Source organism: Mitsuokella jalaludinii, assembly GCF_928722185.1.
In the GTDB taxonomy this organism is placed as follows: Bacteria; Bacillota; Negativicutes; order Selenomonadales; family Selenomonadaceae; genus Mitsuokella; species Mitsuokella jalaludinii.
This window is the reverse complement of sequence record NZ_CAKMXA010000001.1, coordinates 399,739-415,415: the sequence shown is the minus strand read 5'-3', so window position 1 is coordinate 415,415 and position 15,677 is coordinate 399,739. Positions and strand designations below refer to the sequence as shown.

Annotated in this window: 5 protein-coding genes; all 5 read right to left on the bottom strand. The window is 56.5% G+C overall.

What is annotated here, in order from left to right:
* Positions 1 to 1,074, bottom strand: coding sequence for a glutamine-hydrolyzing carbamoyl-phosphate synthase small subunit (carA, locus tag QDI87_RS01910; protein WP_255240948.1), 1,074 nt, complete (start codon positions 1,072 to 1,074; stop codon positions 1 to 3).
* A gap of 17 nt (positions 1,075 to 1,091) precedes the next feature.
* A complete protein-coding gene (locus QDI87_RS01905; RefSeq protein ID WP_278742100.1) occupies positions 1,092 to 2,378 on the bottom strand; it encodes a dihydroorotase in 1,287 nt (428 codons plus the stop codon).
* Positions 2,375 to 3,322 carry an aspartate carbamoyltransferase catalytic subunit gene (locus QDI87_RS01900; RefSeq protein ID WP_036374596.1) on the bottom strand — a complete coding sequence of 316 codons (948 nt, stop codon included), beginning with the start codon at positions 3,320 to 3,322 and terminating at the stop codon, positions 2,375 to 2,377. The genes QDI87_RS01905 and QDI87_RS01900 overlap by 4 nt, the downstream gene beginning before the upstream one ends.
* 275 nt (positions 3,323 to 3,597) lie before the next feature.
* Entirely contained in the window at positions 3,598 to 5,211 is a 1,614-nt protein-coding gene (locus QDI87_RS01895; protein WP_278742098.1) for an MBL fold metallo-hydrolase RNA specificity domain-containing protein, read from the bottom strand.
* Positions 5,212 to 5,440: 229 nt separating this feature from the next.
* Positions 5,441 to 15,655: a YadA-like family protein gene (locus QDI87_RS01890; RefSeq protein ID WP_278742097.1), complete on the bottom strand. Its 10,215-nt coding sequence runs from the start codon at positions 15,653 to 15,655 to the stop codon at positions 5,441 to 5,443.
* Between the last annotated feature and the right edge of the window lie 22 nt (positions 15,656 to 15,677).

Below are 15,677 nucleotides of genomic sequence, written 5' to 3'. Positions count from 1 at the left end.
TCATTCCCCTTTCTTCAGCATTGCCCAGAACTCGTCGAACAGGTACATGTTGTCGTCTGGGCCAGGCGCTGCTTCCGGATGATACTGCACGGAGAAGATCGGAAGCGTATTGTGGCGCATGCCCTCGACCGTGCCGTCGTTGACATTGATGTGCGTGACCGTCAGCGGCAGGTCCTTGAAGGATTCTTCGTCGACGGCGTAGCCGTGGTTCTGCGAGGAGATGTAGACATTGCCCGTGCGCAGGTCCTTGACCGGCTGGTTCGTGCCGCGGTGGCCGAACTTGAGCTTGTAGGTCTTCGCGCCCATCGCGAGCGCCAAGAGCTGATGGCCGAGGCAGATGCCGAAGATCGGCTTCTTGCCGATGAGCTTCTTGACCTCTTCGACGATCTCCGGCACGTCAGCCGGGTCGCCAGGGCCGTTCGAGAGGAAGACGCCGTCCGGGTTCATGGCGAGCACTTCCTCTGCCGTCGTGTGCGCCGGCACGACCGTGATCTTGAAGCCGAGGTCGTGCATCGACTTGATGATGTTCTGCTTGACGCCGAAGTCCATCGCGACGACAAACGGCGCATCTTCCTTCTCGCTCTCGAGCGTGTAGGCCTCAGGCGTCGTGACTTCCATGACGACGTCCTTCTTGATGGGCACGGCGAAGAGCTCGTCGATCTCCGTCTGCGCGGCATCCTCGGGGACAATGATGCCCTTCATCGTGCCGGCATTGCGGATCTTGCGCGTGACAGCGCGCGTGTCGACGTTGTAGAGGCACGGGACGCCCTGTTTTGTCAGAAAGTCCGCGAGGCTTGTCTCATAGTGCCAGTTGCTGCCGTGCTCGCAGAGCTCGCCGATGATGAAGCCATTGACGAACGACTTGCGCGACTGCATGAAGATGTCAGCGATGCCGTAGTTGCCGACCATCGGGTAGGTCAGCGTCAGGATCTGGCGGCAGTAGGACGGGTCCGTCAGGCTTTCCTGATAGCCGACCATGCCGGTATTGAAGACAACTTCACCCGTTGCCTTGATATTGTTCAAGAGTTCCCCGTGGAATACGCTGCCGTCTTCCAGGATCAATTTTCCTTTCACTCAAAACACCTCACTAATCAGAGAACCACGCCGTCTTTCATGACGACCTTGCCATCGACAATCGTCAGGACCGGCTTGCCCGTGAGCGCGCGGCCGGCGAAAGGCGAATGGCTGCCTCTCGTGTAGAATTTCTTCGGATCGACCGTCCACGAAAGCTCCGGATCGATGACCGTGACGTCGGCATTCGCGCCAACAGAGATCGTGCCGGCATCGAGCTTGAAGGCCTTTGCAGGGCCCCACGTCATCCTCTCGATGATTGTCGGGATGTCGACCTTGCCCGTCTTGCAGAGATCTGTGAAGAGCACGCCGATGGCCGTCTCAAGGCCGGGGAAGCCGCTCGGAGCGTACACGTACTCGCGGTCCTTCTCCTCCTGTGCGTGCGGGGAGTGGTCCGTGACGATGGCGTCGATCGTGCCGTCCTTGAGGCCCTCGACCATCGCGTTGACATCGCTCTGCGTGCGCAGCGGCGGATTCGTCTTCGTCGAGCTGTCGTAGAGGTTGACGCACTCGTCCGTCATCGTCAGGTGGTGCGGCGTGACCTCCGTCGTGACGCGCACGCCGCGCTTCTTGGCCTGGCGCACGAGGTCGACGGAGCGGCCCGAGCTGATGTGGGCGACGTGGACGCGCGCGCCGGCGTACTCCGCGAGCAGGATGTCGCGGGCGACGGCGATGTCCTCGGCGACCGTCGGGCGGCCCTTCATGCCGAGCATCGCGCTGCGGTGGCCCTCATTCATGACGCCGTCCTCGACGAGCGACGTCTCTTCCTCGTGGTTGATGATGACCTTGTCGAACGTGTGCAGGTAGTCGTAGGCGTTCAAGAGGACCTTGGCCGTCGGGTCGAAGTGGCCGTCATCGGAGAACGCGACAGCGCCCGCCTCGACCATGTCGCCGAGCTCGGCGAGCTCCTGGCCCTTCTGGCCCTTCGTCACTGCACCGATGATGCGGATGTGGACCTTGGCGACGTCCTCGGCGCGCTTCTGGAGGCTGCGCACGATGTCAGCCGCATCGACGACCGGCTTCGTATTCGGCATCGTCGCGACCGTCGTGTAGCCGCCGGCGGCTGCTGCCTTCGAGCCGGACTCAAAGTCCTCCTTGGCCTCCTGGCCTGGCTCGCGGAAGTGCGTGTGCATGTCGATGAGGCCTGGCGTGACGAGCTTGCCCGCTGCATCGTAGACTTCCGCACCTTCAGCTGCGAGGTCCTTGCCGATGGCAGCAATCTTGCCATCCTCGATCAGCACATCAGCGACTTCGTCAAAATGCTCTGCCGGATTGATGACCCGGCCACCTTTGAGTATCAGTTTCATTCCTGTTTCCCTCCCGTCAGAACCAAGGTAAAGAGTGCCATGCGGACGGCTACGCCATTCTGGACTTCTTCCTGAATCGCGGAGTTGTCGCCGTACGCGACGAACGGCGAGATTTCCCATCCTTTATTCATCGGGCCCGGATGGAGGACGAGCACATCGTCCTTCGCGAGGGCGAGGCGCTCATTGTTGAGGCCGAAGATGCGGGCGTACTCGCGCGTCGTCGGGAAGAGACCGCCCTTCATGCGCTCGAGCTGGATGCGCAGGACTTCGATGACGTCCGCGTCCTTGATGGCGTCCTCGATGCGCTCGTGCACGACGATGCCCGGCTCCTCCGAGAGGAAGCGCGGCAAGAGCGTCTTCGGGCCGGCGATGTGGACTTCCATGCCCATCTTGCGCATGCCGTAGATATCGGAGCGCGCGACGCGGCTGTGCAGGACATCGCCGAGGATGGCGACCTTGAGGCCCTCGAGATGACCCTTGTGCTGCTCGATCGTGAAGAGGTTCAGCAGGCCCTGCGACGGATGCGCGTGGGCGCCGTCACCGGCGTTGATGATGACCGGGCTCACGACGCGCGCAGCGTACTCCGCCGCGCCCTCTGCCTTGTGGCGCATGACGATGGCGTCGACACCCATCGCCTCGATTGTGTAGAGCGTGTCGCGCAGGCTCTCGCCCTTGACGATGCTCGACGTGCCCGCCGTGATGTTGACGACATCGGCGCCGAGGTACTTACCTGCAAGCTCGAACGACGTGCGCGTGCGCGTCGACGGCTCGTAGAACAGCGTGACAATGGACTTGCCGCGCAGCGTCGGGACTTTCTTGATGTCACGATGGATGATGTTCTTCATTTCCTTGGCCGTCTCGAGTACGAGACGGATCTCCTCCGCCGAGAAGTCAGCGAGTCCGAGGACGTTCTTGCCTCGTAAGGATACATTTGTTTTCCCCAAGTTGATCACTCCTTAAAGAATCCGCTAGAAATGGTCCATTGTCTTTTTAGCCCCTGATATGCAGAAAAGGAGCTCCCTATGCGTATGCATAAGAAAGCTCCTGGCTTTACGTAAGCTTATGACGTTACTTTGTGGCTCCCTTTATGCGCATCGCAGTACGCATCTTAAAAAGGCAATTTTCCTTTTTCGTCTGTGTCATCTGACTGTAGCTATTATATCGTATCTCAGACCGAAACGCAAGGCAGATGAGAAATTCCCTCCCATCAGATTTCCCATCAGATATTAAACGGCGTGAAGAGCTTGCGCATGTAGTTGCGCGCCTTGCTCATGACCTTGATGACCGGCTCCATCATCTTCGGCTGGCGCACGACGTACTGCATGACGCGGCGGCGCAGCTGGCGGTAGTCGGAATCGAAGTCGCGCAGGACATCCTCCATCTCCTTCTCGACCGAGACGGACGGGATGTTCGACGGGATGATCTCCGACGCGCGGCCCGAGATCTTCGCGAGGTCGCCGCGGAACGGGATGTAGCACTCGATGCCGAGCTCTTTCTGGATGCGGCTCTTGAGCGCCTCCTGCGCCGGGGCCTCGCCGTGGACGATGAAGATCTTCGCGGGCTTCGGGTCACGGATCTCGCCGAGCCAGCTCATGATCTGGTTGGCGTCGGCGTGTGCCGAGAATCCGTCGAGGCTCTTGATCTGCGCCTTGACGGCGATCTCTTCGCCGAGCACGCGCACGCGCGTGATGCCGTCGATGAGGCGACGGCCAAGGCACCCCTCTGCCTGGTAACCGACGAAGAGGATCGTCGACTCCGGGCGCCAGAGATTGTGCTTGAGGTGATGCAGCACGCGGCCCGCATCGGCCATGCCGGAAGCCGAGATGATGATGGCCGAGCCCTCCGACGAGTTGAGCGCGCGCGACTCTGCCGCCGTCTCACAGAGATGGACCTGTGCAAAGTTCGGCACTTTCCCCTCTTTGCCGAAGACCTTCAGGGACTCCTCGTCAAAGTCGCGGAAGTTCTTGAGGAAGACGCGCGTCGCGTTGATGGCCAGCGGGCTGTCGATGATGATCGGGATGTCCGGGTCGAGCCTTCCCTCACAGTGCAGCCGGTAGAAGTAGTAGAGAAGCGTCTGCGTGCGGCCGACGGCAAACGACGGGATGATGAGGTTGCCGCCGCGGTCCATCGTCTCGTTGACGATCTCGATGAGCGCCGTCTCCTTGTCGTAGAGCTGGTGCAGGCGGTCGCCGTACGTCGACTCCGTGATGACAAAGTCAGCGCCGTGGATGATCGTCGGGTCGCGCAGGAGCGGCTGGTCCGGCTGGCCGAGGTCGCCCGAGAAGACGAGCTTCGTCTCCTTGCCGCCTTCCTTCACGTAGATCTCGAGGATAGCCGAGCCGAGGATGTGGCCCGCATCGCGGAAGAAGACGCGCAGGTTGTCCGACAGGCGCAGTTCCTGGTCGTACGGGACGGGCGCGAACTGCTTGAGCGCGTCCATCGCATCGTCGATGCCGTAAAGCGGCTGGATCGGCTCATCGCCGCGCCGCCTCCCCTTGCGGTTCATCAGCTCCGCATCCGACTCCTGGATGTGCGCGGAGTCGGGCAGCATGATCCGGACGAGGTCACACGTCGCCTGCGTCGCGTAGACCGTCCCCTTGAAGCCCTCGCGCACGAGCTTTGGCACGAGGCCGCAGTGATCGACGTGCGCATGCGTCAGGAGCATGCCGTCGATGTCCGCCGGGTTGAACGAAAAGGCGTCGTAGTTGTACTCGCGGATGCGCTTGGCACCCTGGAACATGCCGCAGTCAATCAGATAGCGGTCCTCCCCTGTCTCCAGCAGATAGCAGGAGCCCGTGACTGTATGAGCCGCACCTAAGAATTCGAGTCGCATAGAAATGCCCCCTTATACTTATACGTCTACATCTGTATTGGTTGTCTTCCTATTAGATACACGTTACTCTTACTGTCTCTTACTGGTAATATTCGCATTCACGCGTTCGGATTCCTCTTTTGAACAGAAAGTTTTTTCGCTTTTTTACAGCCAAGAAGCCCGCATGCCGTGCAGCATGCGGGCTTCCGGAAATCTCGTGTATCCTGTTGTGTAGTTCAGGGTTCAGGGCTCAGCGCTTGACGTTCTTGAGCTCCGCGCGGAACTCATTGGCGAGGTGGTTGAGGCCGCCGTCCTTGTTGAGGGCGGGGTTCTTCGTCGCACCGTTCTTGAGCGCCGTGTAGAGGATCTGCGCGAAGTCGTTGCGCGTGAGCATCGGATTGTTCGCCGGGTCCTCGACGCGGCAGTCCTTGAGCGCGCCGGCCTGCGCGAGCTTCGCGACAAAGTCGTACGCCCAATGGTTCTCCGGCACATCTGGGAAGAGATCCTCGCCGCTGACAGGAGCAGCCGCCTGAGCTGGTGCCGTCTTCTGGTCGGCGAGTTTCTCGAGGATGGCCGTCTGACGGGCCAGGAGCTCCTTGAGCTCGTCATTCTCCGCCCGCGTCGAATTGTCGACCGACGGCAGATAAGCCGCCACAATCGGCACCTGCTGGCCGCTGGCCGTCGTCGTCACCGCCGTGACCGGCTGCGGCATCTTCGTACCCTCTGCCTGGCCACTCGACTGCTGCGTCTGCGTCGGGGCCGCTACGAACTGTACCGGGACAGCCTTAGTCGCCGCCTGCGTGCGCATGTGGCCAGAGTCCTTGCCCATCTTCCAGGTGATGCCGGCGTTGACCATGTTCTCGCCGCCGCCAAAGCTTGCGCCGACCGACATCGTCGTCGTCTCATCCGGATGGTAGTACATGCCGACAGCTGCCGCACTCGCCCCACGGTAATTGCCGAAGCCTGCCGCAAAGTCGACCTTGTCGTCCGGGTCGTAGTTGCCCGGATGCAGCGCCGCCAGAGCAGCCGCTCCAGCGCCGACGCGGTTGATGCGTGAATCGAGGCGGTTGACCGCCCGGTCGAGCTGATTGATGTGCGCCGCATTCTGGCCAATGGCCTCGCCCTGTCTTGCTGCCAGGTCGTTGACCTGCTTGACATTGACCGCATCGCCGTCGTTCTTGCCGTCGCCGACATTCCCGATGGCCTTGCCATTGGCATTGATGCCCTTGTCATCGACATACGTCTTGCCGCCAACTTTGAGCGAGTCGCCCGTCAGCGCCGACTTGTCGCCGACTTTTATGCCGTCCTTGTTGACGACCGTGTCGCCCGCCGTAAAGGTATCCGCCTTCATGGATTTCGCCGTAATGGAGCCCTCGTTCCCTTGGATGGTCACATTGCCCAGGTCGATTTTCTCCTTATTCAGGCCGATCTGGTAATTGGTGCCGCCGGAAGTATTTTTACTGCTGCTATCCAGCGTCAGATTCTCATCAACCGATACAGAAGAGTGCTGCGTAGAAGTAGTGTAAATATCGGTCATGCGATTGTTCAGTTTGGCAATAGCCGTTGTCGAACTATCTCCATCCTGTACCGGATCCTTGCTCGTGACAGCACTGTACCGATTATCGCCTACGCGACTGTTCACCTTGTCGTTCAGATTATTGACGGCTTCCACGACAGAGGTCTTCTGATCGTTGCCGCCGTTCTTTGTTTTGACTTCCGTGGACAGCCTGTCGGTATCCCCCACATCCGAGGCTTTGGCCACATCGTTGATGACAACCTGGCCTTTCGTATTTCCACTTCCATCGACGATATTCATGGTGACGCTGTTCTGCTTCTTCCCATTCGCATCGGATTGGGTCATGACATCATACGTACCTGCCTGGATATGCTGTTCATTGGCCGAAGCGGTGGTGGTAGCCTGGGTATAGACAGCCTGCAGCTGGCTTTCCGTAGCCGCTTTCGTGGAACCATTATAGCCATCTTTCTTCGCCATTGCTTCATCCCATGAGGTATTGGCCAGGCCGCTCACTGTATTGTCGGTGCCGTTCACCGTGACCTTGCCCACTTTGGCCTGACCGCTGGTCAGACTGGTGGTGCCAATGGTGACGGAACCCTGTTCTGTCAGGTCCAGATTCTTGTTCAGTTTGACTTTCACAGCCCCTGCATTGGTGCTGTCAGCTTCCGTGGTGATATTGCCCTGCTTTTTGACGGTCTTGCCGTCGGCTTCATATTCTGTATCGCCGATGATGCCTACCGTCTGGCCCAGCATCTGAGAAACAGTACTGCCTTTTTCATCCCGCAGGCCGAAGCCACCGCTCTGGGAGGCAATGGTTACCTGGTTGATGGCTGCCTTCAGCTGACCTTCCGTAGCCGCCCGGTTCTCCACCACTTTGGACAGATCCCAGGCAGTGTTATCCAGTCCGGTGATATAATCGCCCTCATTCTGGTTTGCGCCGCCGCCAATCTGCTTGCCAACGAATATGCCGCCTGTCCAGCTATCATTGGTATCCTTACTGCCGCCCAGACGAATACTCTTCGTATTGACATCCGGAGCCAGGCCATAGGTAAAACTGGTGCCGCTCTGGGTCAGGACCATATTGTTGCCAGCCGCAAAGGTCACGGTATCGCCGGCCTTCACCTGCTGGGCAGTATCCCCTGCCTTCTGGACATTCCAGGCCGCATTGTTGATGGCCTCTGCCACTTCCTGGGCATCAGCCACACCGGAACCGGTGGCAACGGCTTTGTTGTCTTTCACAGCCAGTTCGGCCGTATCCACATCCATTTTGACCGTGGCACCGGAGTCAGAACCAGATACGGTTACCGTGCTGTTTTTGCCGTTGACGAAGGAAACGGTCTTGTCCGCACCGATACTGGTAGTGCTGTCCGTATTGTTGCCCGTAATCTTCCAGCCGCTGCCCACTTTCTGCTGCAGGTCATAGAGCTGGCCGCCGTTGACCGCTTCCTGAGAACCGGCCACCACCTTGCCGTCTGCCACGCCTGTAATGGTATGGCCGCCGTTCTGCAGCCCCTGTTTGTTCAGGACCACATCAGTGGTTGTGTCATCAGCTGCCTTGTTGGCATCATGGAGGCGGACTTCTGTAGCATGCTGAGTCAGCGCGTTGCCCTGGGCATCGGTGACTTTCAGGCCTTCCCCGTTCAGGACAGCCGTGTTCTGTTTGTCGTCTACAGCGGTGACACTGTTCATGTTGGTCAGCGTCTGATTGAGCTTGTAGGTGAACTCCTTACCATTCTGTTCAAGACTCAGGTTATCGCCTGCCTTGAGAGACACTGTATCACCAGCCTTGACCTGCTGTGCATTGTCCGTATGATTTCCATCCTGAATCGTCCAAGACGCATTGTTGACGGCAGTGGCCACATCCTGAGTTGTTGCCAGTCCATTAGCTGTGGAAGTAACCGTACCAGCCTTATCACCGGTACCAGCACCAAATGTGCCGGTGGTCACGTCCACCTTCACCGTGGCATTGCCAGTGGTGTCATCCTTTGTAATCACGGACTTAGTATACGTGCCATCCGTATAGGTCACGGTCTTGCCAGCACCAATCTTGGCCGTCACGGCAGTCCCATCCGAATTCTTTTCGACAAGGTTCCAGCCACCGCTGACCTGGTTCTGGAGAGCCTCCAGCTGGCCCTTGTTGACGGCATCGGTAGGAGCAACGCCATCACCCACATTATGGATGACATTTCCGCCCATGGTAACATTACCGTTGGTAATTACCACCTTGGGTGTTGTGCCTTCTTTGATAGTCAGGCCATTTGTATCCAACGTGCTGTTGCCAGCAGTTACAGAATCAAGCGTGATATCCTTGTTCAGTTTCACTGTCAGAGTAGCATTGCCTTCAGCATCAGCTGTAGTCACAACACCAATGTTATTGTCCGACAGCTCTTCGGCCTTATTGGTGCCGCCTACCACATTAAGCTGCTTGCCAAGTTTTACCTTCTGAGCTGTTGCATCATCGCCTTTGACGTTGAAGCCTGTCTCAGTCGTACCACTAGCCGAAGCCTGCACCAGACGCTTGACATCGCTGATATTGGCCGCATTGGTGTCTGTATCGCCGCCGCTTGCCACATCAGTGATCTGCTTGCCACCATTGTTCAAGCCGTTGGCAGTCAAGGAGACCGACTTATTGCCAGTACCCGACGAAGCAATTGTCACGCCACTTGCGGCAAGAGTCGTAGTGACTCCATCCTGAGCAACAGTCGTCAGGCTCTTGATACCAGTCAGCTCATCATTCAACCTATAGGTGAAATCCGTGCCACTCTGGGAAAGTGTCAGATTGTTGCCCGCCTTGAGTCCGACAGTCGTTCCAGCCTTGATAGCCGTAGCTGTGCCGTCGTTGGCTTTGATGTTCCAAGCCGCACTATTGATGGCCTCAGCTACATTCGCTGCCGTCGCTACGCCGTCAGTTGTCGGTGCAGATATCGTGCCATTGGCACCGGCATTAATCTGAGCCGTATTGATATCATACTGAACATTAGCCCCATCCGTGGCCTGGGTCACCTTCGCGGTCGTATAATTGCCATTCGTGAAGGTGACTTTCTTGTCGGCACCGATATTGGCAGAGGTCGTACCGTCAGTTACCTGGAAACCGCTTGCGACTTTATCGCTAACGGATTTCAGCTGATCTTCTGTAGCCGCCCGGCCTGCCTCGTAGGTGGTCTGTCCGACTGTCCAATTCTTATTGTCCAATCCGGTGACGTAGTTCTTGTTGTCCGTCCCCTGCTTGCCAACTTTGACATTGCCTGCCTGAATGGAGTTGTTTGCCGTAACGGTATCAATACCGGTAACATCCCTCTTCAGATCAAACGTCACCTTTCCATCCGACACCGTGGCCGACGTATTGGTTCCATCCGCAAAATCGATGCCATCAGCCAACGTGACTGTACCAGCCGCCGTGCCATTCTGCTTCAAGCCCAGGTTGTCGACATTGACCGTATAAATTTTATGCTGATCCGTCTGATTGGTCTCTACCGTCCCCAACGATGCATTGGTTCCAGCCTTGACTTCAGTCGATGCGGCTGCCTTCGCTGCATTCATGTCTGCTGTGCTGGCAGCACCCAAATCACTAAGGCTCAAAGTTGTTGCCGGAGTGGTGCCGTCGTTGCTGGTGAACGTGACAGTCTTGGCTTCGGAGTCTTTCGTGACCGTAAGATGCGTGTTCTTGATATCAACAGACGCAGTATCACCATCATTGCCGGTGATGGTCAGCGTGGATACATCATTGGACTTTGACGTCAAAGTAGCTGATTTCAGAGCATTGTGGGTGGCACTGATGGTGAAGGTTTTGGATGAGCCATCCGTACTGGTGGCGGTATCTACCTTTACATTCGAACCGGCAGACATATTGATGGCATCCTTGGCCTGGGTCTTGATGGCATCATTGGACACATTGAAGGTAATGGCACCATTTTGACCCACAGAAGCTGTGGTGTTTGTACCGTTGCCAAAGACCAGTCCATCACTGAGTGCTACACTAGTCTTCTGTCCATCAGCCACCTTGACTCCCAGATTGCTGACATTCACTGTGTAGATATGGTGTCCATCGGCAGAAGTGGTGTCATCGGATACGCTGTCTACATTGGTTCCCTTGACAACCGTTGTAGTTGCTTTCTTGATTTGGCTGTAGTTGGCAGCATCGGTATCATCCGTCCCTGCCAAGACGTTTTTAATCTGCTGGCTATTGGCGCTGATGCCGTTACTGGTAAACTTCGGGCCGCCTGTGATGGTCAGGCCGTTGGTGTTGAGCGTGCTACTACCGGTGGTGACGGTAGCTGCCGTCACAGTGCCAGTAGTCAGGCTGCCATCCGCGCCCAGATTGACATCCTTATTGAGTTTCACCGTCAGCGTGCCCTTGCCATCGGAAACGACGCCGATATTGTTATTATCGGATAAGCCGGTCGTAGCGCCGCCTTTGACGGTGAGCTTACTGTTCAGCTTCAGGGCAGAGTCCGTCCCTGTGTCGCCGCCGAATTTCAGGCCGTCGTCGGTGGTGGCTACGGTCTTGTCGTTGACAAGGAGACGGTTCGTTTCTGCGCCGGTCACATCAGCCGTTTTTGTCGCACCGCTGGTACGGAGCGTAACGCCATTCTCACCCTTTGCATCTTTCAGTGCAAGTGTGCCACCGTTATCACCGGTGCCGTCCAGCTTCAGGGTTTCCTGATAGCTATAGGTTGTGGTGGATGTGCCATCGTCAGTAGTTGTTGTGGTGGCGGTGGTCTTTCCCAGCTGGGCGGTGTTCAGATTCTTAAGGTTGCTTGCCAGTTTGACATGGAGGGCATCATCTTCTGCAATGACGGCGATGTTCTTGTCGGCAATCTTGGTGCCGTCTACGGTGGTCACAGACTTGCCATCCGTGGTGGTCGTGTTAGATACACCTTCTGCGCCGCCGGTGATGGCCAGTTTTTCGTTGGAACCTTTGGCTACCACGTTGACATCATCGGCTGCCGTAGTCTTCCCGAAGGTGGAGTTGTCGCCGCCGAAGCGGATCTGGCGTGTCAGAGCGTAGAGCTGGGAGCCGTTGACGGCATCGGTGCTATTGGGGCCGACGAGACCGGCGGATACGTTCTGGATGCGGCGGGTGGCATCTTTGCTGCCCACCGTTACTACACCGGTTGCCTGACTGCCTGCATAGGTGTAGGCGCTGTCGTTGCCATAAGTGTAGTCTTTATCGTAGTTAGTTATGCCGGCAGAAATGCCATCCTGATCCATGGCCGCGATGTTGGCCGCATGGATATACTGGGCTTCGTATTTCTGCTTGATGGCCGTTTGTTCTGCTTCTGTCGTGGCTTTCTTGTATTCATCCGAGGCGATTGCTTCTGCATCTCCCTGCTCTTTGGCAAGTGTGATGGCTTCCGTCGTGGCAGACTTGGACGCCGTAGCGGAAGAGCCGGTACCGAGGTAGACAGAGTTGCCAAGGGTAGCCGTCACATCATTGCCGAGAATCTGGAGATTGGATACAGGTGTCCACTGTGTGGTGGCATCAACTGTGTTTTTATAGCCAAGGATTGTATCTCTCTGCACCGTTCCCCAGGTGTTGTAATCGATCTGGGTATTTCCCTTGACCTTATTGCCGCTGCCTACGACGGCAATCTGCTTCACGGTCTGCGTGTAGGCACCAGCCGTACCATTCTCGATGGTATTCTTATTGCCCATAATCGATACATCGGTCAAAACGTTCTTTTCACCATTCTGATTCAGCGTGTTGGAATTACCCACGGCATACACATCGGTGATAGCATTGCTGGTATTCGATGAAGATACAGAACTGATTGCATTCGAGGAGCCGTATAGACCACTGTTCTGTACAGTATCTTTAACACCCTGGCTGTTTGTGATCCGGTTGGAATTACCAGTAGTTATGACTGCCTTTCCATTATTGGCATTCGACATACCGATTGTAACGGAATCACTTCCCTCAGCCGTACTTGCCTTGCCGATGACGACCGCATTCGTATTCAGCGCCTCTGCCTCATCGCCGATGGCAACCGCATCCGCACTGTTTGCCTTCGACTTCGTGCCGATAGAGATGGCATTATCGTCGCGCGTCTCTGCCGAGAAGCCAATGGCAATGGACTGTACACCAACAGTCGAGACTGGAGTGCTTGTTGTATTGGCCGTATAGGTTGCCGCGCGTGTACCGATAGCGATGGAGTCATTGGTCTGCGCAATGGCCGACGTACCGATAGCCACGCTGCTCGTGCCTTCCGACGAGGTAGGATGCGGCGTTTCAGCCGTAGTCGTATCTGTAGATGGATCGCTGGCCGTGCCGATAGCGATGCTCAGCGTACCGCTGGCCGAGACATTGTTACCGATTGCCAAAGCCTTGACACTGCTTGCCTTGGCATTAGGGCCGATAGCCATGGCATCGGCCGCGCCGTCGGTATTAGCACCGGTGCCACCAGAATTCGTTGTCTGTGAACTGGGATTCACAGAGAAATACTTTGTCTTGGATGCAGAAATATTATTCTTGAGTTCAGTAACTTTATTATCGATATAGGTGGTGGAATAGGTTTGTACGTCCTTATTATCGCTGTCCGTGCCGACAATGGTGTTCTTTAGCTGATTCGATACTTCCTGGAGCTGTGCAACGGTAGCCACATCATGGTCATCGGAACCATCTGCTACATTGGAGATTCTTCTCAGCATCGGCGAATCTGTAGAGCCGCCGCCCGGATTTCCCACAGAGATATAATATTTAGGTGCCTCTTGGCTTGTCCACTTTGCATTTCCGGAAGGCGATCCTGACGCAATAGCACCAGCGCCAAAAGCAATATTGCCATCTGCTGCACTAGCCGCATTGCCGATGGCAATACTGCCGGAACCGGAACTCTTTGCACTATTGCCTAAAGCCATGCCTGAGTCCCCCTGTGCCGATGCTCCTTCGCCTATAGCAACAGCACGGTTCACTGCATGAGTAGCATGGCCAATGGCAATCGACGAGACAATGTTCTGATTCGTATTGCCTTCTGTGTAATTTGCCCCCGCACCGATGGAGATATTGTAACCATTCTGCGGGTTTGTATCCGTCTCACTCGTTACATTCTTGATGCCATTGCCAGCATTGGTACCGATGGCGATGTTGTTACTGCTCAGTACTGCACTGCCTGCAGACGCACCAATGGCTACGTTCTGCATGCCCTTGACGTTATTGCCGGCCGACGTGCCGATGGCAACGAGCGAACCGTTTCGTTCTTTGTAATCTTCTGTTGTGTTGACACCAGCATTATAACCTATCGAGATTGACTGATTGACATTTGCTACCGCACCATTGCCGATCGCTAAGGAGCTTATATTGCTTGCCTGCGTCGCATTGCCGATGGCGATGCCGCCCTGAGCAACGGATGTCTTATTACCGATGGCGATGCCGCCGCCGTTATCGTCGGTCTTCGCTTCACTGCCGATGGCGATGGAATCTGCATTGTGAGCTTCTGCCTTGTAGCCAATGGCGGTGGTTCGAGCCGAGTGCGTACTGGCATTGTCACCGATGGCAACAGAGCTTTCTGCACTGCTGTCCGAGGATGCCTGATAGCCAGCGACAAAAGCCTGTTTCGTCTGCGTCGCCTTGGCACCGCTGCCGATGACGGTCGTATTTTCACCTTCTGTGATGCTGGCTCCGTTGCCGATGGCCATAGAGGTTGCGGAGTTCGCGACTTCTGCCCCATCGCCGATGGCGGCTGAACCGTTCTTGACAATGGCAGCTGCCGAATCGCCGCCGGTAGCCCCATTCGTCACCTTAGCCCCTTTGCCAAGTGCCAGAGCTTCATTGCCTTCACTGACGGCGCCGTTGCCGATGGCAATGGAATCCAAGCCGCCCGCTGCAGCCAGAGTCCCGGTGGTGCCATTGGTCAGCGTAATGGGTTTATCTACACCACCGGTCACGGCTCCTTTGCCAATAGCAATACTTTCTTTTGCTGTCTTATTGATGGTAGCACCATTGCCCAGAGCCATGGCATCTGAGACAGTGTTGACCACGGCACTCGTGCCCAAGGCAATGGAGTTACTGCCGCCGTCTACTTTCGCGCCACTGCCGATAGCAGTGCTGCCCGTTGATACGCCAGTGCCAGTTGGATTCAAGACACTGGCACCCTTGCCGAAAGCAAGGGCCTGATTGCCGTTTGCCCTAGCACTGTCGCCAATGGCCACGCTGCTTTCGCCGCCCTTGGCATCGGTCGTCGTGGTTGTGGTGCCATCCGGAGTGGAAGCCTCCGCTTCGCCAGTCACCGCGCCCTTGCCCAGAGCGATGCCCTGATCACCAGCAGCATTGACCGTCGCGCCGTCACCGATGGCAACAGCATGATCCGCGGCTGTTTCTGTAGTCGTCGTGCTGTCGTCGGAAGTCACCGTAGTCGTATACGTCGCCGTCTTCGCATTCGGGCCAATCGCGACGGAGTTCGTGCCGTTGGCAACGGCATCCGGATCATACGTTGTCGTAGTATCGGTTGTTGTTACTTTCGGATTGACCTTGAAATACTTATTCAGCTTCGAGGTGTAACTCGTCGTTGTATTATCAGGATCGAGGCCAATGGCATCAATGACGTTCTTGATCTGCGTATCCAAGGCCGTCAGATTTGTTGCGGTCGTATTACCATTCTTCACATACGTACCATCAGTCGCCGGACGGAGCTCGCTGTGCAGCATACCACCAGTCACCAGCTTCTCATTGCCTGCGGCAATTGTCCCCTTGCCCAATGCGGTACCCCATGCCGTCAAATCCGGATCCGAAAGATTCGTAAGGTTTGATGCATTGACATCTGCTTTTGTGGCTAAGTTAGTCGTCGTAGATGTTCTCAAATTATCTATCGCCGTCGTATTTGCCGAAATATTGGTGGTATTCGTCGAAATATTGGACGTGTTGTTCTGAATTGCATCTGCATTCGATTTGACCTGTGTATCCAAGGTGCTCAGATTTACCGTCGCTTTGCCGATGGCCTGATCGAGTGCATTCAAATTCCACGCAACAGTCTTACCG